Below are 22,689 nucleotides of genomic sequence, written 5' to 3' on the forward strand. Positions count from 1 at the left end.
ATGGCCCGCCCGCTGGCTCGAATGGTCGACTTCGTGGCGGCCGAGCCCGTCCGCTTGTCGGCGTTCCTGCGCCTGCCGCTGATCGGCCTGATCGTCTTGTTGGTCTCGGTGTGGGAGGTCGAGCACTGGCTGCCGTTGGCCTACGCGGTGATCCTCGGGACCTATAGCGTCGCCGCGCTGGTGTGGGTGGTGGTGGTGCTGCGCGGCCCGGTGCCGACGTGGGCCGGCTGGGCGTCGACGGGTATCGACGTGCTAACTGTGGTGGCGCTGTGCGTGGTGTCGGGCGGCGCCACCGTGGCGTTGCTGCCGGTGTTCTTCCTGCTGCCCATTTCGGTGGCGTTCCAGGATCGTCCGGCGCTGGCCGCCGCCGTGGGGATCTGCACCGCCGTCGGGTATCTCGGAGTGTGGATCGTCTACTCCAAGCGCGACGACACGGTCGAGCTGCCGAGCGTGGTGTACACCCATTTCGGTTTGCTGCTGTGGCTGGCGGCCGCGATGACGGCCCTGTGTTATTTCCTGACCCGCGCCGCGGCGCGCGTGGCGGCACTGCTCGAGATGCGCCGCACGCTCGTGTCGGAGGCGATGCGCGCCGACGAGCGCAACGCCCGCGCACTGGCCGAGCACCTGCACGACGGGCCGCTGCAGGATCTGCTGGCGGCGAAGCTCGAACTCGACGAAGTCCGCGAACGGCATGCCGACCCCGGACTCGACGCGGCGTACCAAGCGATACAGGAGACGGCGACCCGGCTGCGCAGCACCGTCACCTCGCTACATCCCCAGGTGCTCACCGAAGTCGGTCTCACCGCCGCGCTGCGCGAGCTGATACGGGCCTACGAGCTCCGCGGGAGCTTCGCCGTCGAGGCCGATCTCGAAGAGGTCGACCGGCCGCGGTCGCAGTCCCTGTTGTACCGGGCGGCCCGCGAACTGCTCGCCAACGCCTACAAGCACGCGCAGGCCGGCACCGTGCGGGTGCGCCTCGCCCGGGCCGGCGACGCCATCACGCTCAGCGTCGTCGACGACGGAGTGGGTCTCGATCCGGCCCTGCTGGATCGATGCGTGGCCGACGGGCACATCGGACTGGCGTCGCTGGCGGTTCGCGTCGAGGCGATGGGCGGATCGATGAAGCTCACGTCGGCGGTCGGTGGTGGGACGCGGGCCTCGGTGACCGCCCCGGCCGGCGCCGACTGAACACGCCGCGCCGGTGCTGAGCTGGCCGGAGAGGCGGGGTCAGTACCATCGGTGCCGTGGCACCCAACGGCCCACCGGACGACTTCCACAATCAGCGGACGCAGTTTGCGAACTATGGCGGCCCGGGCGGCCCCCCGAGGCCGGGCGGATCACCGCCGCCCACGGACCTCCCGCCGGATCAGCCGGAGGCACCCGACGCACCCGACGCACCCGAGGCGCTCGATGCGTTCGATCAGGAACCCGAGCCCACGCCTTGGTATCGGCGGCCGCTGGGGGTCATCGCGTGGGTGATCGCGGTCGCGGTCCTGCTCGCGCTGATCGTCTACGGGCTCATGCAGCTGATTCAGGGCGACCAGGGCACCAGCCACACCCCGAGCACCACGAGCAGCACCACCCCGACGACCGCGACGACCACCGAGTCGTCCGCGCCGCCCACCACCACCGAGTCGTCCGCCCCACCGCCCACCAGCAGCGCGGTCGAGCCGCCGGCCCAGCAGCCCACCCAGCAGCAGACGCGCCAGCCGAACCAACCGCAGCCGACGCATCGGCACCATCTGCCGTCGCTGCCGTCCGTGATCACCATTCCCGAGGTCCCGACGGTGATCACGCTGCCGCCCGGCATCGGCTGATTGCCTGTCCGGCTCGGGTCGTCGAGCCCGTAATTCTGGCGGGCTGCACTCGCACTTTGTCTGCAGATTTACCTGATCGACGCTTTCCCGCGGCGGCCGTCGCCGCCCCGCGATCGCGCCGCGCTCATAGACTCGCTGCCATGGGGTGTGCGATATGAGCGAGTCGCTCGGGTTGTCGATAGGGGCAGCCAACCTGGTTGCGGCCCGCGAGGGCGGTGCCCCGGTGGTCCGCAGTGCCGTGTTGACGCTGTTCGAGCACCGGCCGACCGAAATCGGCCTGCCGGAAGAAAACCCGAACCTGACCGAATCCGGGCTGGTGCTGCGCGGGTTCGTCGAGCGGGTCGGCGACCGGGCGCCGTTGGTGGCGGCGGACGGGACGAAGTACCTCGGTGAGGTGCTGACGGTCGAAGCGATCGAAGCCATGGCGCGCACGGTCGGCTACGGAACACCGGTCACCATCGCGGTCCCGGCCTATTGGTCCGAGGCGCAGACCACCGCGCTGCGCGAGGAATTCTTCGCCCAGCGGGATCTGACGCGCGGCGGGGTGGCGCCGGCCCTGGTTTCCGACGCCACGGCCGCCCTGGCGGCGCTGCGCGCCAGGCCGGGGTTTCCGGCCCAGGGCGTCGTCGCCCTGTGCGACTTCGGCGCCAGCGGCACCAGCGTCACTCTGATCGATGCCGGAGCGAACCTTCAGCAGATCGGTCCGTCGGTGCGCAACACCGACTTCTCCGGCGACGCAGTCGATCAACTCATCCTCGATTACGTGCGCGCGGGCGCCTCCGACGCCACCAGCGCCGACCTGGCCAGCACCGCGCGGATCGGCTCGCAGTCCCGGCTGCTCGCCGCGTGCCGTCGCGCCAAGGAGCAGCTGTCGACTGCCACCGCGGCCACGGTCGGGGCGGGTTCCGGCGGCGAGGTCCGGCTTTCCCGCGCCGAGTTCGAGCAACTCATCTCGCCACCGCTGGACCGATTCGTCAGCACCCTGGAAGACACCCTGCAGCGCAACGGGATTCAGCGATCCAGCCTGGCGGCCGTGGCGGCCGTCGGCGGGGGAGCGGCCATCCCGCTGATCGGCACTCGCCTCTCCGAGCGCCTGCAGGCGCCGGTCCACACCGCGCCGCAGCCCGCGTTCAGCGCCGCCATCGGCGCGGCGTCGCTCGGCGCCCTGCAGGCGGGGGCGGGCACAGCGACCGCGGCGAGCCGCGTCGTCGAGAATCCGACCGAATTGGTGGAGACCGCCCGGGTCGCCGAGGGCGCCAGTCCCGTGGCGTGGTCGCAGGACGACGACGGCGCCGAGCCTGTCCCGTATGCGGGACCCGACATGACTGGCGAATATGGCAGGGAATCAACGGGATCCGGCGATGCCGACAGCGCCCGTTACGCCACCGTGCCCGCTTCGCTGCCGTGGTACAAGCGCACGGCGCTGGTATTGAGCGTCGTCGGCGCGGCCGCGGCCGTGCTTCTTGCGGTCGTGTTGGCGCTGACCCTGGGCCGCGACAAGACGAGCCCCGTCAACACCACCCCGCCCAACCAACCGGCGCCGCCGCTGACGTCGCAAACAGAGACGATCACGGCGCCGAACGGCACCACCACCGTCACGGTGATCCCGCCCCCACCGCAGCCGTCCGACACGACGACAAGCCAGGCGCCCACTACGACGACGCCGGCGCCCACCACCACCAGCGCCGCGCCCACCACCACCAGCGCCGCGCCCACCACCACGTCGTCGGCGCCGACGACCACCGCGGCGCCGACGACCACCCGGGAAAGACCGACTCACCCCGGGCTGCCCTTTCCCCCGCGCTAGCCGGGCCGGACGTCGGACGCGTCGAATCCGCGCGCGGCGAAATCCGCCACCATCGCCTCGGCGCTGCGCACCGCGGCGCGACAGGCCCTGGTGGTGAACGGATCATTCAGGGGATGCTCGGCCCGGCGGCGCCACCGCTGGGCCGCGGCGAAGGCGGCACGCGGGCCCTCGTGCCCGTACACATCGCCGGGGCTCAGGCCCAGCCTGCTGGCGGGGTCGGTGCCCGACCCGCCGATCACGCGGCGCAGCGAAACGATTTCGTCCTCGTTCAATGTCGTTGGACGGCAAGATAATTGGCTGAGCAACCGAAGTTCCTCGAAGGCGTGGGTGTCGGCCAGCAGCGGGTCGATGTCGGCGATGATGTACGGCGTGGCCACGATGGGAAACACCTCGACGAATCGGCGCAACGACACCAGCGCGGTGTGCGCCTTGAGCATGTCGGAGCGTTGCGCGAATTGCTGATCGATGACCCGCCGCAGCGCCACCAGCCCGCTGCGTTCCAGAAGTTCGTCGGCCAAACCCGCCGCGTTGGTCACCCCGGCCGCCAGCACCGCGATCGATATCCGGATGCCGAACATGCCGAACCGGTCGAGCAATTGCGCGCGCGTGCCGGCGTCCACCGGCAGTGGGCTGTCGACCCGCACGAAGCGATCGACGCTGAGCATGGCCTTGTTGAGCGTGGCGCTGTCGACGCCGGCGAGCTTTTGCAGCGCGACGAACTCGCTCTGGCGCAGCGTGCGCGCGGTCAGCGCGAGCAGCCCAGACACCGGCACCACCGCTTGGCAGATGCCGGTCTGATTCATCTCACGGGTGAACCGCTGCGCGACGTCGGCCGCCGAAAGCATCGCGTCGATGCGGCCCGCGCCGATCTCGTCGGCGCGCGACGCCACACCGATGATGCCCAGGGCTCCCGCCGAACCACCCACGAGGTGACCGATCTGCTTGAGCAGCGCCACATCTGCGGCGTTGAGGGTGCGCAACAGGAACACCACCGCATCGACCCGCGGCACCCCGTCCGGGGGGATCAGCAGCTGCAGCGTGCGCTCCGAGGCATCGCGCGTGAGCGACGACGTCCCCGGGGTGTCGATGATGGTCGCGCTGGCCAGCTCTTCCGCGGGCCATTCGACGTCCAGGTCGGCCACATCGGCGGGGTTGAGCGCGCGGAAGTCGAACGTCAGGCCGGCGCTGCGGTTGATCGGGACATTCGAGCGCCGTCCTCTCCAATGATTGGCGGTGACCTTCGGCGTCGGGCCGTGCCGAAACCACGTCACGATCCGGGTGGCTTCGGTGGCGTCCGTCGGTGCGATGTCCTCCCCCACCAAAGCGTTGACGAGAGTGGACTTTCCGGCCTTCAGCGTTCCGGCCAGCGCGATGCGGATGGGTTCGTTCAGGCGCCCGCCGATGCGCTCCAGTTCGTAGAAGACCTCCGGACGATGCCGATACGCGGGCTCGCCCCGGTAGGCCTGGATTGTTCCGCCGAGAATCGCGCGGACTTGATCGCTCGTGCTCACGACCGTCCCGCGGTCACCGGGGGGGTCAACTTGTCCACGTTGTCGAGGACCTGCTCCAGGATGTTCAACTGCCGCTCCAGCTCACGAACATTATTGTCGCGCTCGGCTTCCTCGAGGTGCGCCGCGGTGATGGTGGCTTGCAGCGATTCGTTGAGCGAACGGGTGACCTCGTCGCCGATGTCACGGTAGTGGTCGCGCAGCGTGCGGTGGATCGCTTTGAGCCGGTCGCGGGATTCCTTGCCGACCACGAACGACACGTCATCGACGAAGCGCCGGACGTTGGTCTTCGCCTCGGCGCGCGCCCGCAACAGCCGGTGCTCCCGGTCCTCCTTGTAGGCCATCCGGCCCAACAGCAGACCCGCACCCAGCGACAGCGGGTTGAACAGGCCCAGGCCGGCCACCGACGACAGCATGCCGATCATCACCACGCCGCCATAGGAACCCCGCAGGCCGGTGACGACCTTCTGCCCCTTACCGGCGGGCTTGGACTCCAGTTCCGCCAGCGACTTGAGCCGGCCGAAATCGCCACCCATCAGCCGCCCGGTCAGTTCCGGGGACAGCACCGAGTCCAGCCCCGCATCGGCGAACGAGCGCGCCACCTCGTCGGCCAGGGCCTCGGCTCGTCGATAGGCCCACACGAAGTTGTCCCCGACGGCGGTGGCGACCGCATTCTCGGTGTCGGTGCCGATCTCGGCCCAGTGCCGGGTCGGGTCGCACGAATCTATCTGGCGCTCAATGTCTTCGGTGAGGGCCCGGAAGCGGGCCCGCATGTCATGGTCGACGTCGGCATACAGGTCGGTGAATCCGTCGTTGAGCACCTGCTGCCACAGCGCCGATTGGTTGAGCGCATCCTGCGCTTGCCGCTTGCGGCGCTCCAAGTCGTCGGCGAGCCGGTCGCGGAGGTCCGGATCGTCGACCACCGCCAGCTCGGATCCCACCGACATCGCCAAATGCTGCGCAGCAGAACGGATCTCGTAGAGGACCTGATCCCGCACCCGGTCCGTCTGGCGGGAAAGCACCTTTTCGCTGAGAAATTTGATGATCGATGGGAAATTGGACTCGTCGTTGAGTTCTTTGTCGTTGAGTGCCACAGCGTGGCTGCGCAACAGCGACGAGACCGGCAGGATCGGGATCGCCACGCCCGCGCGCTGCAGGTGCCCGGCGTTGGCGTTGACGATGTCGCGCCAATGCGGGTACAGGTCGGTCTTGGTCGCCGCCAATACCGCGACGGGGCAGATCTGATGCGCCTGGCTGATGAACCGCATCTCCGGCTCGGTCAACTCCTGGCTGGTGTCGCTGACCATCAACAGGGCGTCGGCATCGGGCAGCAACCCGAGCGTCGCCGACAGGTGCCGCTGCCCGTGGCCGCCCACGCCGGGGGTGTCGACGAACACCAGGCCGCCCTGCAGCAGCGGGCTGGGCGCGCCGATCTCCACGCGCAGCACCTCGCGGTTGCCGGCTTGCGGCGCGTGGCGCAGGTCGGTGTTGAGGTCATCCACGGGAATCTCGATGGACGCGGGTTCGCCGTTGGGCCCCGCAGCCACGACCAGGCGGGCCGACGGCGGGTCGCCATAGCCGACGACGGTGATCACCACGGTGGCCTCGTCGTCGCCGACCCGCGCCACGGGCAGATTCAGCAGCGAGTTGAGCAGCTGGCTCTTGCCCTGTTTGAGCTGCCCGGCGATGACCACGCGGATTCGCGGGTCGAGAATGCGCTCGCGGGCCCGGGTCAGCCGCTGCGCGAGGTCGCCGCGGTCGTTGAGTTCGGCAATGGCGATGGTGTGGTCGATCAATTCGACGATGACGTTGACCCGCCGGGGGTCGTCGGGTTGTGTCACCGTGCTGCCCCACTTTCTCGCTGATGCACTGAGATCACGGTATGCGTGAGGCGGCGGAGACCCAACAAGGTCCCCGCCGCCGTGACGCGTCCGGGATCACTAGCCGTGCGGCCCGACCGGATGGGCGCTTGGTGCCGGGTGCGGGGCAGGCGCCGGAGCGTGTACCGGTGCCGGCTCGTGCGGTGTGCCCTCGAACACCGACGGGCTGTGCGGCGCCGGGGCCGGCGAGTGTTCCACCGGGGCCGGCGTGTGCTGCACCGGAGCCGGCGTGTGCTGCACCGGGGCGGGCGAGTGGTCGACCGGAGCCGGCGAATGTGCCGGCTGCTGGATCACCGGGGTGCCGGTGCCGCCTTGGCTGACCGGGCCACCGCCGCCCGGGCTTTGGATCACCGAGCCGGGGTTCGACGGGGGCGTCGCGTGGCCTCCGGCGGCGCCGCCAGCACCGCCGCCGCCCTGAATGACCGGGCCCTGGCCACCCGGTGCGACCGGGCTGTGTTGGGCCGGAACTCCACCTGAGGTGACCGGGCCACCACCGGCGTTGACGGGGGCGCCGGCGCCGAGCGAGGCACCTTCCTGGCCGAGGATCTGCCCGTGGGCACCAGCGCCAGGGCCACCGGCCACGCCGCCGCCGGCCCCGCCCGTCGTGACACCGCCGACCCCACCGCCGGGGTGGTCGCCGCCGGGCACGCCGCCTCCGGTCATGCCGCCTTCGGCGCCACCGGTGATGCCGCCTCCGACCGCACCTCCAGGGTGGCTGCCTGCGATTCCGGCCGCGGCAGTGCCGCCGGCGCCGGCCTGGCCGCCCACACCCGCCCCGCCGGAGACGGACGGCGTCGCCATTTGGGGCGTCGCGTGGCCGCCCAGGGACGCGCTGTCGCCGCTCAAAACAGCGCCGCCGCGTTCCCCTCCGATGCCCAGGCCCGCTCCGCCCGCGGCGCTGGCACCGGCCTGACCGCCTACGCCGACGCCGCCCAATGGGCCGGAAACATGGGGCGTGGCAGCGCCGTTCAGCGCGGCGCCTTCGCTGGCGATCAACCCGGCTTGACCGCTCGCGCCGCCGACGAGGGCCGTGTTGGCAGCGCCGCCGGCCAGGCCGCCACCACCGCCGGCACCGGCCAGACCACCGCCTGCCGCGAGGCCGCCGCCGGCGCCCAAGCTTGCCTGGCTGGCAAGTCCGGCTTGCGCTCCCAAACCCGCCTGGCCGCCAAGCCCGCCGGCAACCGCACCACCAAAGCCGCCAGCAGCCTGGCCACCCGCACCAAATCCACCGCCCGAGGCAAGGCCGCCTTGGCCGGCGAGTCCGGCTTGGGCGCCCACACCCGCCTCGGCGCCCAAACCAGCCTGACCTCCAGCGCCCAGGCCAAATCCACCGCCACCGCCGACCCCGGCTTGACCGCCGGCACCGAATCCGCCGCCGACCTGGCCGGCAACACCGCCACCGGCTTGGCCACCGACACCGCCGCTCAATCCACCGCCCGCTTGGCCGGTGAAGCCGCCACCTGCTCGGGCGCCCAAGCCCGCCACGCCGCCTACTCCTGCCCCAGCGCCAAGGCCGGCACCCCCGGAGGCCGCGGCACCGCCAGCCACTCCGGCGCCACCGCCGAAGCCGGCGTCGCCAGCCAGACCCACACCCCCGCGAAGACCGGCACCGCCGGCAAGACCCGCACCACCGGCAAGACCCGCACCCCCAGCAAGACCCGCACCACCGCCGAAGCCGGCACCACCAGCCAGACCCGCACCCCCGCGAAGACCGGCACCACCGGCAAGACCCGCACCACCGGCGAGACCCGCACCACCAGCCAGACCCGCACCACCGGCAAGACCCGCACCACCAGCCAGACCCGCACCACCAGCCAGACCCGCACCACCGGCAAGACCCGCACCACCAGCCAGACCCGCACCACCGGCGAGACCCGCACCACCGCCGAAGCCGGCGTCGCCAGCCAGACCCACACCGCCGCGAAGACCGGCACCACCGGCAAGACCCGCACCACCACCGAAGCCGGCTTCACCGGCCAGACCCGCGCGAGCGCCGAGTCCGGCCTCGCCGCCCAGGCCAGCCTCGCCGGCAAGTCCCACGCCCCCGCCAAATCCGGCGCGAGCGCCCGCAGCCGCACCAAGTCCGAGGCCCAAGCCACCACCGAAACCCGCCTGGCCGCCCAGACCAAGACCAGCTTGGGCGCCGACTCCAGCCCCCAACCCTAGGCCCAAGCCGGCACCGACCTCTGCGCCGAGGCCGGCCTGGCCGCCTGCGGCGAAACCCGTCTGGCCCCCCAGACCGGCCCCGAACCCGAGGCTCAAGCCGGCATTGATCTCAGCACCCAAACCAGCTCCACCCCCGACGCCAAGGCCCAAGCCCGCGCCAATATCGGCACCGACGCCAGCGCCGAGCCCGCCGCCGATAAGGCCCCCGGGACCGAAGCCACCCGCGCCTGGACCAACTCCGGCCCAGCCAGGAGCGCAACCGGTCCCGAAACCGGGCCGGAACTCACCCCATCGAGGCCCGACGTCACCCCATCGAGGCCCGTCACCCCAACCAGGCCGGGGGTCGCCCCAACGAGGTCCGCCGTCGCCCCAACGGGGCCCGTCGCCCCAACCAGGCCGGGGGTCACCCCAACCAGGTCCACCGTCGCCCCAGCCGGGCCGGAAGCCGCCCCAACCGGGTCCGAACTCACCCGTGCCAGGCCCGAAAGCACCCCAACCGGGCTGCCAACCGAACCCGGCACCGCCATACCCGCCGTCGACGCCATTCCACAGCCCGGCGTCGACCGAATTGACCAACCCCGCGCCGAGGCCGCCCACGATCGCGCCGCCGTCGCCGAGGACGGCATCCGCGCCATACAGCGCAGGCGCAACGGCGTCGCCGACCAACGCGGCGCCGTCCTCGGCAACAGTCGGCACAAGGCCCGCATATCCCCCGTAGCCGGGGTCGTAGCCCGCATAGCCGGGGTCATAACCCGAATAGGCGGGGGCGTAGCCGTACTGGTCGGTCAGGACTTGCTGCACGCCGCCGACCGGGTCGGCACCGAGGTCCACCCCGGGCAAAGCGTTGGCCGCCGCCAGTGCGAACTGTTCGGGCGACGCGTTGACCCCGGCGAGGGTCATCGCCTGCTCGGGACCATTGAGGAAGGCTTGCGCCGCGTCGGGACTGGTGAACAGGCCCATGATGTATCGGATCAGCGCGTCCATGATCGGTTCCCTTCACGTTCTTCTGAAGCCGCTCGCCGGGGGCGACCGGCATTTCGATATACACGCTATGGATTTCTCCCTGGTCTGGAATCGGGGTCTGAGCCCCCGGCTGCACCAGCACCCATAGGGATCGACCGAGCCAGCCCGTTAGGGGATTAGGGGGACGTGCCGCGGTTTCGGCATCACGGCGAAGCTGCCCATTTCAGCGCAGCATTTGGGCAGCTCAACGGCATAAACTGCCGGTTAGTCGGCGAAGGAAAGTCAGCCGTGGATCCCGAAGCCGTGGTGATCATCCACGGTGGGGTGCGGGTGAGCGTCGGGGTGGTCCCAGGCGCCCAGATCGTCTGCTGGGAAGACACCGTGATCGACCGCGCCATCGGGTGCATCAAAGCCCGCGAGCAGCACCGATGGCTCATGCGGATCGATCCCGGCAGGAGGCGTATCGGCGGGCGCGACGACGGGGGCGGGGGCTGCCGGTTGGCTGATCACCCCGGGTGCCGGGCCATGCTGCTCCACCACCCCGATTGGGGCGTGCGGCGTGAAAGCGTCGAGGGCGGCCGCCGCTGCGCCGCTCGCCCAAACGTTGCCGGGTTCGACGACAGGCGTTCCCGCAGCGGAAGCGGCAGGATGGCCCATCGACAGCGAGTCGGACACCATTGGAATCAAGTTATTCACGTCCGCGCTGGTCACGCCCGTAAGGTGGGCATCCGCGATCGCGTGCGCGGGATCGGCGGCGTAGCGTGCGGCGGCGTCTGGATCGCGCACCAGCGAGATCACAAAATCCAGTAACGAGTTTGCCAACACACACCTCCTCGTCACCCAGGACCGACGCCACAGGACAGGCCCCGCCGGATACGACGATCGTATCGGCCGGAACACCGAGCGTGATCGGTGCGAAACCCGCCTCTCGTACGGCACTATTAGGGGATGCCCCATTAGGGGAAATTACTGCGGTTGCGGGCCGCCTGGCGGGAAAGGGGTAGCGCGATGGGCGACGCCCCTGGGGACATGCCGGCGAAGGCGCGCGATGCGATTGAGGCCCTGGTCGACGATCCCTCGGCGCCGGCCAGGCTGCTGATCAGCGGCGGGATCGGTACCGGAAAGAGCACCGCTCTCGCGGCCGCACGGGAGAATCTGCGCAATGCCGGCCTGACGGTGCTGGCACGCCCGCCCCGCGCCACCGACCCGCCGGACACGGCACTGGTCGTCGACGATGCGCACTTGCTGACCGACGACGCGCTGGCGGCCCTCACGCAACGCTTGGCAGACGGCGCGACGGTGGTGGTGGCCGCCGAACCCCAGGAACGCCTGCAGGACCTGACGCTGGCCATCGAGCGGGACGGCCGACGCGTGTCCCTCGGTCCGCTGCCGGTCGCCGAAGAGCTGCTCGAGTCCACCGCGGGAATTCCGTTCCTGTTGCGCGCGGTGGCCGACGGGGCCAAGCCGGCGGCGCGGGCGGCCAAGTTCGCGCTGATCGACCGGTTGCGCCAAGTCGACGAGCTCACCCTGGACACCCTCCTCATCATGTCGCTGGCCCAGGAAGTGGGGGCCACGGATGTGGCCGCAGCGCTGGGCATTTCGGCGACACAGGCGCGCCAGCTCGTCGATCGGGCGCGCGCCGGCGGCCTCGTCGAGCCGTCGCACACGCCAGGATTCCTGCGGCTGGTTCATGGCGCGGTCGCCCATCTCATCGGCAATGCGCACCACCAAGAGGTCGAGACCGCGCTCGCGCGCTCGCAGCTCGACCTGGCGACGGTGTCGACGGACTTCGCGCTCCGACTCGCCGAGCACGGCCTCAAAGACGATCGACTGGCGGCCCTGCTGGGTCGGCGGGCCGCCGCGTCGCGGGGTGATTTCGTTCACGCGGCGAGGCTGTACCGCGCGGCGGTCGACGCCGGCGCCGACGGGTTGGCGTCCCGGGCCGTCGACGCGCTGGCGCGCGCCGGGGATTGCACCGCCGCGGCGGCCTTGGCCGACGGCCTGCTGGGTTCGCCAGATTCCGCCGAACGCGCGGCGGCGGTTCGCGTCGCCGCCAGCGTCGCGGTCCTCGACGGCAACGCGGGCCAGGCGGCCGAACTGTTCCGCTGGCTCGGGCCCCACCCCGACGCCGTCGTCGGCGCCGCCGCGGCGATCGCGCTCACCGCGACGGGCGATCTCGCCGCGGCGCGCGTAGCGCTATGCCCCCAAGACGCCGGTCCGCCGACCATGGCCGCACGCGGCGCGCGCAGCCTCGCAGAGGGGTTGCTGCTGACCATCGACCATCCGTATCCGGCGGCGATGGCGAAGCTGGGCCAGGCCATCGGGGCCGAACCGTCGATGACCGAAGTCCTGCCGGACAGCCCCGCCGCGCTGGTCGCCTTGGCGGCGATCCATGGCGGCGATCCGGTCCGCGCGCGCAGCGTCATCGGCCGCGCGACCGGCGCCGCGGTCGGCCCGATGTTCCAGCGGCGGCACGCGTTGCTGTCGGGCTGGATCAAGATGCAGGAGGGGCAGCTGACCGCGGCCGGCGCGGACGTCTCGGCCGTCGGTTCGGCCGGGCTGCACCGCCGCGACGCGTTGTGGGTGGGCGCACTGCAGACGGCCATCGCGCGGCGCAGCGGCGACGCGGGTGCCCTGCACCAGCATTGGTACGCCGCCATCGAGGTGCTCGCGGAGTGCTCCGTCGACCTGTTCAACCTGCTGCCATTGGGCGAATTGTGGGTGGCCGCCGCCCGGCTGCGCCGGGTTGACCGGCTGCGGCACTCGCTGGACCAAGCTTTCGGGCTACTGGAATCGCTGGGCAACCCGCCGTTGTGGTCGGCGCCGATGCATTGGGCCGGGGTCCACGCGGGAATCCTGGCCAACTCGCCGGAGTCGGTCGCGCCGCACGCGCAGGCCCTCGGCGCGGCAGCCGGCGACAGCACCTTCGCGCGTGCGCTTTCCGGCGCCGGCCGAACGTGGCTGCGAGTCCTGGCCGATCAGGTCGACACCGACGAGGTCACCGTGGCCGCGCGGGCCTTGTCGAACGCCGGGCTGACCTCCGACGCCACCCGGCTCGCCGGTCAGGCCGCGCTGCAAGCACCCGACGGGCGGGTGTCCGGGGCGATGCTGCAACTGGCCCGGGACCTCAAGCTGGGCGCCGGTGAGGGCGAGCTGCCGCCCACCGAGCCGGCAGCGGCCGCCCGCTCCGCGCCGCATCACCCCGCGGCGGGCTCGGCGCTGTCCGATCGCGAACGCGAAGTCGCCGAGCTTCTGCTGCTGGGAATGCCCTACCGCGACATCGGTGGCCGGCTGTTCATCTCGGCGAAGACGGTCGAGCACCACGTCGCACGGATCCGGCGTCGGCTCGGCGCAGGCTCCCGTTCGGAGATGCTGTCGATGCTGCGCGCCATGCTGGCCCCGGAGGACCCAATCGCAGGCCAACGCGACCCGCGAGCGGCAAGTTAGGGCAGCCTTTCTCGCATCGAAAGCCGCGTAGATGCAACTATGAGCAGGGCCAATCGGGAAACGGACCAGGCTAAGTAACTATGCATCGGGGAGAGTTTTTGTGACCACGCAGATGCTCATCAGACTGATCGTGGGCATGGGCATGACGTTGCTCGTGCTCGCCTTCGCCGCGCGGCGGGTCCTTTTCTTATTCAGGCTGGTTACTTCCGGCAAACCGGCCCCGGGGCACACCGACCACGTCGGCAGGCGGCTCTGGACCGAGATCGCCGAGGTCTTCGGGCAGCGCCGGCTGCTGAAGTGGTCCATTCCCGGGCTGGCGCACTTCTTCACCATGTGGGGCTTCTTTATCCTGCTGACGGTCTACATCGAGGCCTACGGGCTGCTGTTCCAGGACAACTTCCACATTCCGATCATCGGGCGCTGGGACGCGCTGGGCTTCCTGCAGGACTTCTTCGCCACCGCCGTCTTCCTCGGCATCACCACATTCGCGATCATCCGGTTGACGCGCAGCCCGCGTGAGATCGGCCGCTCGTCGAGGTTTTACGGCTCGCACACCGGCGGCGCCTGGCTGGTGCTGTTGATGATCTTCAACGTCATCTGGACGTACGTCCTGGTCCGCGGGTCCGCGGTCAACAACGGCACGCTCCCCTACGGCAAGGGGGCCTTCCTGTCGCAGCTGTTCGGTGCCATCCTGCGCCCGCTCGGCCAGCCGGCCAACGAGATCATCGAGACGACGGCCCTGCTGCTGCACATCGCGGTCATGCTGGCGTTTTTGATCATCGTGCTGCACTCCAAGCACCTGCACATCTTCACGGCGCCCATCAACGTCATCTTCAAGCGGCTGCCCGACGGGCTGGGCCCGCTGCTGCCGATCGAGGCCGACGGCAAGCCGATCGACTTCGAAAACCCGCCCGACGACGCGGAATTCGGGCGCGGCAAGATCGAGGACTTCAGCTGGAAGGGGATGCTCGACTTCGCCACCTGCACCGAATGCGGGCGTTGCCAGTCGCAGTGTCCGGCCTGGAACACCGGAAAGCCGTTGTCGCCCAAGCTCGTCATCATGGACCTGCGCGACCACTGGATGGCCAAGGCCCCCTACATCCTCGGCGCCAAGGAGACACCCGCCGAGAACACGCCGGAGGGCGGGATCGGCGAGGAACTGTCCGGCGAGAAGCACGCCGAGGAGCACCACGTCCCCGAATCGGGCTTCGGCCGCGTGATGGGCTCGGGACCGGCGCAGGCCACCCGCCCGCTGGTCGGCACCGAAGAGCAGGGCGGCGTCATCGACCCCGACGTGTTGTGGTCCTGTGTGACCTGCGGGGCCTGCGTCGAGCAGTGCCCGGTGGACATCGAACACATCGATCACATCGTCGACATGCGCCGCTACCAGGTGATGATGGAGTCGGAGTTCCCCTCCGAGCTGTCGGTGCTGTTCAAAAACCTCGAGACCAAAGGCAACCCGTGGGGGCAGAACGCCTCCGACCGGACCAACTGGATCGACGAGGTCGACTTCGACGTCCCGGTGTACGGCGAGGACGTCGACAGCTTCGACGGCTTCGAGTACCTGTTCTGGGTGGGCTGTGCGGGCGCCTACGACGACAAGGCGAAGAAGACCACCAAGGCCGTCGCCGAGTTGCTCGCCGTCGCCGGCGTGAAGTACCTGGTGCTGGGCACCGGCGAGTCCTGCAACGGCGACTCCGCGCGCCGGTCGGGCAACGAGTTCCTGTTCCAGCAGCTGGCCGCCCAGGCCGTCGAAACCCTGGACGGGGTCTTCGAGGGCGTGGAGACAGTCGACCGCAAGATCGTGGTGACCTGCCCGCACTGCTTCAACACCCTCGGTAAGGAATACCGGCAGCTGGGCTCCAACTACACCGTGCTGCACCACACCCAGCTGCTCAACCGCCTGGTGCGCGACAAGAAGCTGGTGCCGGTCACGCCCGTCTCGCAGGACATCACCTATCACGACCCCTGCTACCTGGGCCGGCACAACAAGGTGTACGAGGCGCCCCGGGAGTTGATCGGCGCCGCGGGGGCCAACCTCACCGAGATGCCGCGCCACGCCGAGCGCAGCTTCTGCTGCGGCGCCGGGGGGGCCCGCATGTGGATGGAAGAGCACATCGGCAAGCGGATCAACCACGAACGCGTCGACGAAGCGCTGGCCACCAACGCCGCCACGATCGCCACCGGCTGCCCGTTCTGCCGGGTGATGGTCACCGACGGCGTCAACGACCGGCAGGAGGAAGCCGGCCGGAGCGGTGTCGAGGTGCTCGACGTGGCCCAGATCCTGCTGGGGTCGCTCGAGTACGACAAGGCGACCCTGCCCGAAAAGGGCACGGCCGCAAAGGAAGCCGAGAAGCGGGCGTCCGAAAAGCCCAAGGCCGAGGCCGCGACCGCGACCGCGCCTGCCGAAGCGCCGGCCAAGGCCGAGGAGCCGGAGCCCGAGCCCGAGCCCGCCAAGGCCGCCGAGCCGGCGAAGTCCACGGAGCCGGCGAAGGCCGCCCCTGCCAAGGGGTTGGGTATCGCCGGCGGCGCCAAGCGACCCGGCGCCAAGAAGGCGGCGCCCGCGGCGGCACCGGCCACCGAGGCCAAAGCCGCCACGCCCGAGGCCCCCGCCGCCCCCGCCGCACCTGTCAAGGGGCTGGGTATCGCCGGCGGCGCCAAGCGACCCGGCGCCAAGAAGGCCGCGCCCGCGGCCGCCGCCAAGGCGACCGAAGCGCCCGCCGAGGCCCAAGCCGCAGAGGCCGCCGCAGCTGAGGAACCCAAAGCACCGGCCGCGCCGGTCAAGGGACTGGGCATCGCCGCCGGCGCCAAGCGACCCGGCGCCAAGAAGGCGGCACCGGCAGCCCCCGCGGCTGCGGAAAAGCCGGAACCAAGCGAGGCGCAGGCCGCCGAGCAACCCGAGGCGAAAGCCGAGCCCAAGCCGGAGCCTTCCGCGGAGTCCGACGGGGACGCAGCAAAGCCCGCGGCGCCGGTGAAGGGGCTGGGCATCGCGCGCGGCGCTCGCCCGCCGGGGAAACGTTGATCACAAATTGATGCTGTCAGCAAATTTCGCTGGACATCGATGGCACCATAGGTGACGTGACTACCCACCAGCTGCCCGTGCACGCCGTCGGCCATCACCGGCAGCGGACCTTCGCGCAGTCGTCCAAGCTCCAGGACGTCCTGTACGAGATCCGCGGCCCGGTGCACCAGCACGCCGCGCGGCTGGAGGCCGAGGGACACCGCATCCTCAAGCTCAACATCGGCAACCCGGCGCCGTTCGGCTTCGAGGCACCCGACGTGATCATGCGCGACATGATCCAGGCCCTGCCGTACGCCCAGGGCTACTCGGATTCGCAGGGCATCCTGCCCGCCCGGCGCGCGGTGGTCACCCGCTACGAGTTGGTCGAGGGCTTCCCCCGGTTCGACGTCGACGACGTGTACCTGGGCAACGGGTGCTCCGAGCTGATCACGATGACACTGCAGGCCCTGCTCGACAACGGCGATCAGGTGCTGATCCCGGCGCCGGACTACCCGCTGTGGACGGCGTCGACGTCGCTGGCCGGGGGCACCCCCGTGCATTACCTGTGCGACGAGACGCAGGGCTGGCAGCCCAACATCGCCGACCTGGAATCCAAGATCACCGAACGCACCAAGGCGCTGGTCGTGATCAATCCCAACAACCCGACCGGCGCGGTCTACAGTCGCGAAATCCTCACCCAGATGGTCGAATTGGCGCGCAAGCATCAACTGCTCCTGCTCGCCGACGAGATCTACGACAAGATCCTCTACGACGACGCCAAGCACATCAACGTGGCCTCGCTCGCACCCGACATGCTGTGCCTGACCTTCAACGGCCTGTCGAAGGCCTACCGGGTCGCCGGCTACCGCGCCGGCTGGCTGGCCATCACCGGCCCCAAGGACCACGCCAGCAGCTTCATCGAGGGAATCAGCCTGCTGGCCAACATGCGATTGTGCCCGAACGTCCCGGCGCAGCACGCCATCCAGGTCGCCCTCGGCGGCCATCAGAGCATCGAGGACCTGGTCCTTCCCGGCGGCCGGCTGCTCGAGCAGCGCGACGTCGCCTGGACCAAACTCAACGAGATCCCGGGCGTGTCCTGCGTCAAGCCCGAGGGCGCGCTCTACGCGTTTCCCCGATTGGACCCCGAGGTCTACGACGTCGCCGACGACGAGCAACTGGTCCTCGAGCTGCTGTTGTCCGAGAAGATCCTGGTGACCCAGGGCACCGGATTCAATTGGCCGGAGCCCGATCACCTGCGCATCGTGACGCTGCCGTGGTCCCGCGACCTCGCGGCGGCGATCGAGCGGCTGGGCAACTTCCTGACGAGTTATCGGCAGTAAGCAAGCTCGCAGCGGGGACCTCTACCCTCGACCGGGTGACCCACTCGCACTCGCACAGCTTGTCCGGGGGCCCGTCTCCGCTGGGCCCGGCGCCCGCCAAGATCGTCGTTGGGCTGCTGGTCGCCATCGGTGTGGCCGTGATCGCGGGTGCGGTGTTGCTCTGGCCGAGTCGCCAGCACGTCGACATCCCGATGCCCTTTCAGAACGCCGCCGGCGGCGCCGTGAGCACTCAGCGAGGGCACGTCCTGTCCAGCGCCCTGGCCGACTGCGGCAGCGCGTCCGCGGGTCAGGTGCTCACCACGGCGCCGGAACCGGCGGCCCCCGGCGCGGGGCGGTGCACGCAGACGCTGATGGCCATCGATTCCGGGCCCAACGCCGGCGCGAAGACGCTGCTGGAGTCGTCGCCGGGGCCGGGGCAGCCGCACTTCGCGCCGGGTGATCGCGTCCGGCTCGTCCGGCAGGTCGACGAACAGGGCACGACCAGCTACGCCTTCTACGACTTCGAGCGCGGCTGGCAGCTGGTTGCCCTTGCCGTCGCGTTTGCGGTGGTGATCGTCGCGGTGGCCCGCTGGCGCGGGCTGCTCGCGCTGGTCGGCATCGTGGTCGCATTTCTGGTGCTGGTGGCGTTCCTGCTGCCCGCGCTGCGCGACGGCGCACCGGCCGTCCCGGTCGCGCTGGTGGCGTCCGCGGCCATCCTTTACGCGGTGATCTACCTTGCCCACGGGGTCAACCTGCGCACCAGCGCCGCGCTGCTGGGCACCCTGTCCGCGTTGCTGCTGGCAGCCGGATTATCTTGGGCCGCAGTCGATCTGGCGCATCTCACCGGCCTGTCGGACGATCAGAACGGCCAGGTTTCGGCATATCTGGGCAACGTGTCGATCAGCGGACTGCTCCTCGTCGGGTTCATCATCGGGTCGCTGGGTGTGCTCAACGACGTCACCGTGACCCAGGCGTCGACGGTGTTCGAGCTCGCCCACCTCGGGGGCTCGCGGCGGGCGGTTTTCTTGGGCGCCATCCGGGTGGGCCGCGACCACATCGCCAGCACGGTCTACACGCTGGTGCTGGCCTACGCCGGCACGTCGCTGCCGTTGCTGCTGTTGTTCAGCGTCTCCAACCGCTCCCTGACTGACGTGCTGACCAGCGAGAGCGTGGCCATCGAGCTCGCCCGCTCCGCGGTGGGCGGCATCGCGCTGGCGCTGTCGGTGCCGTTGACGACGGGGATCGCCGCGGTGCTGGCCAAACCCGCTTCGGGGCCCGACCAGGTCAGCGCCGCTGCTCCAACAGCCCCAGCAGGTAGTCGCCGTAACCCGACTTGACCAGGGTCCGGGCCCGTTCGGCCAGCTCCTCGTCGGTGATCCAGCCCTGCAGCCACGCGATTTCCTCGGGAACGCTGACCTTGAGTCCCTGGCGACGTTCCAGCGTGCGGACGTAGTCGCTGGCGTCCAATAGCGAGTCGAAGGTGCCCGTGTCCAGCCACGCCGTCCCACGGGCCATCACCTCGACCGACAGCCGGCCCCGGTTGAGGTAGATCTGGTTGACCTCGGTGATCTCGTATTCACCGCGCGGCGACTTCTTCAAGTTCTTGGCGATCTCGATCACGTCGTTGTCGTAGAAGTACAGGCCCGGCACCGCGTATTGCGACTTCGGCGTGGCTGGCTTCTCCTCCAGCGACAGCGCCATGCCGTCCTCGGAGAACTCGACGACGCCGTAGGCCGACGGGTTGGCCACCCAGTAAGCGAAAATTGCTCCGCCGCTTATGCTTTGGAAGCGGCTCAGGCTGGTGCCCAGGCCCGGGCCGTAGAAGATGTTGTCGCCCAACACCAGAGCCGCCGAATCGTTGCCCAGGTGGTTTTCACCGAGCACGAAAGCCTGTGCCAGGCCTTCGGGTTGGGCCTGCTGGATGTAGCTGAGGTTGATGCCGAATTGCGAACCGTCACCGAGGAGTCGCTGAAAGCCGGCCGCGTCGTGGGGCGTCGTGATGATCAGGATGTCGCGTATGCCGGCCATCATCAGCGTGGACAGCGGGTAGTACACCATCGGTTTGTCATAGACCGGCAGCAACTGCTTGCTGATGCCGATGGTGATCGGGTGCAGGCGGGTGCCCGATCCGCCGGCCAGGATGATCCCGCGCATGAGTGCCTCTCCTATTCGGCCGCTAGTTGACGAGGTCGGCCTCGGTGACTTCGGTGGCCGCCAGCGCGGCGGCCAGACTGTCGTGCCGGAACACCGCGGTGACGTGATCGCGGACCACCCGGAACGCCGACGCGGCATTGGTGACGCCCCCGTCCGGGGTGCTGACCTTCTGTTCGACGACCACGACGCCGTCGTGCACGTACATCCGGCCGAGCTCTGCCGTCCCTCGCTGGGAATCGGCCCACCTGCGCAGCGCCTCGTGGCCCTGGGCGGCCCCGTGGGGGTCGCCAATTTCGATGTCTTCGCTGGAAAGCGCCTCCAACGTCTCCATATCGAAGGCGTTGAGGGCGTCGTGCCACGCCAGAACGGTGGCGATCTCCGATGTGGTCATGGTCAGCAAGGTACCGTGTCCACCCGAGTTATAAGGGCGTACGGTCCAGCCATTTTTGCCACACGGCGTCATCGCCGAACAGTTGGATACCGGTGTCGGCCACCGGGACCCGGCGAACGATCGCCAGCAGCAACTCGGTGGCGCCGCCGCGCAGCGCCGCGCTGCCCTTGCCATGGTCGTGCGACCAGGTGATGCCGCCGTCGTCCACGCGCATCGTCCATTCGCCGGCGTCACCCAGTCCGGGATCGGTGGCGTGCAGGTGCAGGGTGTCGCCGTCCTCGAGGGGCAGCGCCGCCCCCTCGCTTCCGGCCTGAATCGCAACCCGCTCAAGCCATTCCGTGATCGCGTCGGCCGCGATTTCCGCGTCGAGCGTGAACTCGCGGCCGGTCGCGAGGGCGGCGTCGGCGCGGTGCACCGCCGTCTCGTGCAGCCGCCGCCGGACCCACCAGTTCGCCGGGCGTGTCCCGAGGAACGTCCACACCGGCGTTTCCACGCCCGACAATTCGACGGCGTCGACCAGCCGCTGCGCGCCGCCCTGCAGCCAGGAGATCGCGTCGGCGGGATCCGGTGGCGGCTTGCCGCCTGCCACGGTCCGCGGGTCGAGGTACTGGTCGAGCCGGTCGTGCACGATCTGCGCCGCCCAGCGGTCGCCGCGCCCGACATGGCGTAGCAGCTGGGTGAGCGTCCAGCCCGGGCACGTCGGCACCGGCGCCGACTCGTCGACGTCGCGGAAAAGCTCGGCAAACGCGCGGTTCTCGTCGAGGAACGCGGCGGCATAGTCCCCCCGGTCAGGCTACCCGCCGGTCCGGAGCCGTTGATCCACTGCGCCGACCCCGCGGTAGCGATAACGTCCGTCCTAGGACCTGACGAAAGGTGTGGGGGAATGTCATTCGTGCTCACGGCACCCGAGGCGCTGGGGGCGGCGGCTTCGGACTTGGCCGGCATCGGTTCCACGCTCAGCGCCGCCCAGGCGGCCGCGGCGGCCTCGACGACACGGGTGCTGGCCGCGGGCGCCGACGATGTGTCGGTGGCGGTCGCCTCGCTGTTTTCCAGCCACGCGCTGGACTTTCACGCGCTGGGCGCCCGGGCCGCGGCGTTGCACGACCACTTCGTGCAGACCTTGAGCGCGGGCGGGGCCTCGTACGCCACCGCGGAGACCGCCAACGTCCAGCAAACCCTGGTGAACGCGATGAACGCGCCGACGGAGGCGCTGTTCGGGCGCCCGCTGATCGGCAACGGCGCCAACGGGGCCCCGGGCACCGGGGCCAACGGCGGGGACGCCGGCATCCTGATCGGCAACGGCGGGGCCGGTGGTTCAGGCGGCGCCGGCCACCCCAACGGCGGCAACGGCGGGGCCGCCGGCTTGCTCGGCGCCGCCGGCGCGGGCGGCGCCGGCTGGTCGGGTGCCACTCCCGGCCACGGCGGTAACGGCGGGGCCGGCGCGCTCTTCGGAGCCGGCGGTGCCGGCGGCGCGGGTGGGTTCTCTACTACCGCCGCCCCCGGCGGGAACGGCGGCGCCGGCGGCAACGGCGGGATCTTCGGCGCCGGGGGAGCCGGCGGCGCGGGCGGGCTGTCGACGAGCGGCTCCGGCGGCAACGGCGGAGCCGGCGGCAACGGCGGGCTGTTCAGCATCGCCAGCAACGGCGGGATCGGCGGACCCACGCAGCCCACCGGCGGCGCCGGCGGCGCCGGTGGCACGGGCGCCATCGACGGCGGCAACGGCGGCGTCGGCGGCAACGGCGGGCTCCTCGGCGCCGGCGGGGTCGGCGGCGCCGGCGCCGACGGCCTCGGCGGCAGCGGCGGTTTTGGCGGCGACGGCGGCAACGGCACGGTGTGGGGGAACGGCGGCGCCGGCGGCCACGGCGGCACCGGCTCCACGGGTAACGGCGGCGCCGGCGGCCACGGGGGCGCCGGCGGCAGGTTCGAAGGGTCCGCGGGAGCCGGCGGTGACGGCGGAACCGGCGCTATCAACGGCGGCGCCGGCGGAGCCGGCGGCACCACCAGGGGCATCTCCGGCAACGGCGGCGCCGGGGGCGACGGCGGCACCGGCGTCACGGGAAGCGGAGGGGCCGGCGGCCACGGCGGCAACTCCGGCCCCCTTCAGGGCACCGCCGGGCGCGGCGGCAACGGCGGCACCGGTGGCGGCGGCTCCGGCGGGGACGGCGGCAGCGGCGGCAACGCCGGCGGGCTGTCCGGCAGCGGCGGCGCCGGAGGGGCCGGCGGAGCGGGCGCTACC

Annotated in this window: 15 protein-coding genes and 1 pseudogene; 9 read left to right on the forward strand and 7 right to left on the reverse strand. The window is 70.7% G+C overall.

The window, feature by feature from the left end; translation table 11 throughout:
* The 3 genes from MTAB308_RS13730 to MTAB308_RS13740 all read left to right on the forward strand — a co-directional run bounded on the left by MTAB308_RS13730 (position 1) and on the right by MTAB308_RS13740 (position 3,624).
* Complete coding sequence (locus MTAB308_RS13730; RefSeq protein ID WP_077099907.1) at positions 1–1,188, forward strand: sensor histidine kinase; 1,188 nt, start codon at positions 1–3, stop codon at positions 1,186–1,188.
* Between the two features lie 56 nt (positions 1,189–1,244).
* Positions 1,245–1,817, forward strand: a complete 573-nt coding sequence (locus MTAB308_RS13735; RefSeq protein ID WP_077099908.1) for a hypothetical protein — start codon at positions 1,245–1,247, stop codon at positions 1,815–1,817.
* Positions 1,818–1,971: 154 nt separating this feature from the next.
* Positions 1,972–3,624, forward strand: coding sequence for an Hsp70 family protein (locus MTAB308_RS13740; protein ID WP_077099909.1), 1,653 nt, complete (start codon positions 1,972–1,974; stop codon positions 3,622–3,624).
* Here the strand turns inward: MTAB308_RS13740 and iniC are convergent.
* From iniC to MTAB308_RS13755, 3 genes are all read right to left on the reverse strand, one after another.
* Positions 3,621–5,135, reverse strand: a complete 1,515-nt coding sequence (gene iniC / locus MTAB308_RS13745; protein ID WP_077099910.1) for an isoniazid-induced dynamin-like GTPase IniC — start codon at positions 5,133–5,135, stop codon at positions 3,621–3,623. The genes MTAB308_RS13740 and iniC overlap by 4 nt on opposite strands.
* Positions 5,132–6,973 carry a dynamin-like GTPase family protein gene (locus MTAB308_RS13750; protein ID WP_077099911.1) on the reverse strand — a complete coding sequence of 614 codons (1,842 nt, stop codon included), beginning with the start codon at positions 6,971–6,973 and terminating at the stop codon, positions 5,132–5,134. Before MTAB308_RS13750 ends, iniC begins: the two co-directional genes overlap by 4 nt.
* Positions 6,974–7,072: 99 nt before the next feature.
* Positions 7,073–7,594 (reverse strand): hypothetical protein, encoded by a 522-nt coding sequence (locus MTAB308_RS13755; protein ID WP_157900944.1) that lies wholly within the window; start codon positions 7,592–7,594, stop codon positions 7,073–7,075.
* Here MTAB308_RS13755 and MTAB308_RS30290 point away from each other — a divergent pair.
* Complete coding sequence (locus tag MTAB308_RS30290) at positions 7,565–9,178, forward strand: hypothetical protein (protein WP_157900945.1); 1,614 nt, start codon at positions 7,565–7,567, stop codon at positions 9,176–9,178. The two genes, MTAB308_RS13755 and MTAB308_RS30290, sit on opposite strands and share 30 nt — an antisense overlap.
* A 1,245-nt stretch (positions 9,179–10,423) precedes the next feature.
* Here MTAB308_RS30290 and MTAB308_RS13770 read toward each other — a convergent pair.
* Positions 10,424–10,963 carry an Rv0340 family IniB-related protein gene (locus MTAB308_RS13770; RefSeq protein WP_077100185.1) on the reverse strand — a complete coding sequence of 180 codons (540 nt, stop codon included), beginning with the start codon at positions 10,961–10,963 and terminating at the stop codon, positions 10,424–10,426.
* Between the two features lie 186 nt (positions 10,964–11,149).
* Between MTAB308_RS13770 and iniR the strand changes: the two genes are divergently transcribed.
* The 4 genes from iniR to MTAB308_RS13790 all read left to right on the forward strand — a co-directional run bounded on the left by iniR (position 11,150) and on the right by MTAB308_RS13790 (position 19,245).
* Complete coding sequence (gene iniR, locus MTAB308_RS13775; protein ID WP_077099912.1) at positions 11,150–13,588, forward strand: isoniazid response ATPase/transcriptional regulator IniR; 2,439 nt, start codon at positions 11,150–11,152, stop codon at positions 13,586–13,588.
* A 100-nt stretch (positions 13,589–13,688) separates the two neighbouring features.
* The gene (locus MTAB308_RS13780) at positions 13,689–16,610 is read left to right on the forward strand and encodes a heterodisulfide reductase-related iron-sulfur binding cluster (protein ID WP_077099913.1); all 2,922 of its coding nucleotides are present in this window, start codon (positions 13,689–13,691) and stop codon (positions 16,608–16,610) included.
* A gap of 29 nt (positions 16,611–16,639) precedes the next feature.
* Complete coding sequence (locus tag MTAB308_RS13785) at positions 16,640–17,929, forward strand: pyridoxal phosphate-dependent aminotransferase (RefSeq protein ID WP_077099914.1); 1,290 nt, start codon at positions 16,640–16,642, stop codon at positions 17,927–17,929.
* A 35-nt stretch (positions 17,930–17,964) separates the two neighbouring features.
* Positions 17,965–19,245, forward strand: a complete 1,281-nt coding sequence (locus MTAB308_RS13790; protein ID WP_077099915.1) for a YibE/F family protein — start codon at positions 17,965–17,967, stop codon at positions 19,243–19,245.
* Here the strand turns inward: MTAB308_RS13790 and rfbA are convergent.
* The 3 genes and pseudogenes from rfbA to MTAB308_RS13805 form a co-directional block, all read right to left on the reverse strand.
* Positions 19,193–20,062: a glucose-1-phosphate thymidylyltransferase RfbA gene (rfbA, locus tag MTAB308_RS13795; protein WP_077099916.1), complete on the reverse strand. Its 870-nt coding sequence runs from the start codon at positions 20,060–20,062 to the stop codon at positions 19,193–19,195. The two genes, MTAB308_RS13790 and rfbA, sit on opposite strands and share 53 nt — an antisense overlap.
* Before the next feature lie 22 nt (positions 20,063–20,084).
* On the reverse strand, positions 20,085–20,453 hold the full coding sequence (locus MTAB308_RS13800; protein ID WP_077100186.1) for a nuclear transport factor 2 family protein: 369 nt from the start codon (positions 20,451–20,453) through the stop codon (positions 20,085–20,087).
* A gap of 28 nt (positions 20,454–20,481) precedes the next feature.
* Positions 20,482–21,234, reverse strand: a pseudogene (locus MTAB308_RS13805) (maleylpyruvate isomerase family mycothiol-dependent enzyme); the annotation flags it as partial.
* A 102-nt stretch (positions 21,235–21,336) separates the two neighbouring features.
* Here MTAB308_RS13805 and MTAB308_RS13810 point away from each other — a divergent pair.
* The coding region (locus MTAB308_RS13810) for a PE family protein (RefSeq protein WP_077099917.1) at positions 21,337–22,689 on the forward strand (1,353 nt) is incomplete at its 3' end.

It is taken from the genome of Mycobacterium terramassiliense, assembly GCF_900157385.1.
GTDB lineage: Bacteria > Actinomycetota > Actinomycetes > Mycobacteriales > Mycobacteriaceae > Mycobacterium > Mycobacterium terramassiliense.

What these genes read in the sequence shown, in the direction of transcription:
- MTAB308_RS13730 (WP_077099907.1), top strand. Translation starts at nt 1, where the DNA reads ATGGCCCGCCCGCTGGCTCGAATGGTCGACTTCGTGGCGGCCGAGCCC.
- MTAB308_RS13740 (WP_077099909.1), top strand. Translation starts at nt 1,972, where the DNA reads ATGAGCGAGTCGCTCGGGTTGTCGATAGGGGCAGCCAACCTGGTTGCG.
- iniR (WP_077099912.1), top strand. Translation starts at nt 11,150, where the DNA reads ATGGGCGACGCCCCTGGGGACATGCCGGCGAAGGCGCGCGATGCGATT.
- rfbA (WP_077099916.1), bottom strand. Translation starts at nt 20,062, where the DNA reads ATGCGCGGGATCATCCTGGCCGGCGGATCGGGCACCCGCCTGCACCCG.
- MTAB308_RS13800 (WP_077100186.1), bottom strand. Translation starts at nt 20,453, where the DNA reads ATGACCACATCGGAGATCGCCACCGTTCTGGCGTGGCACGACGCCCTC.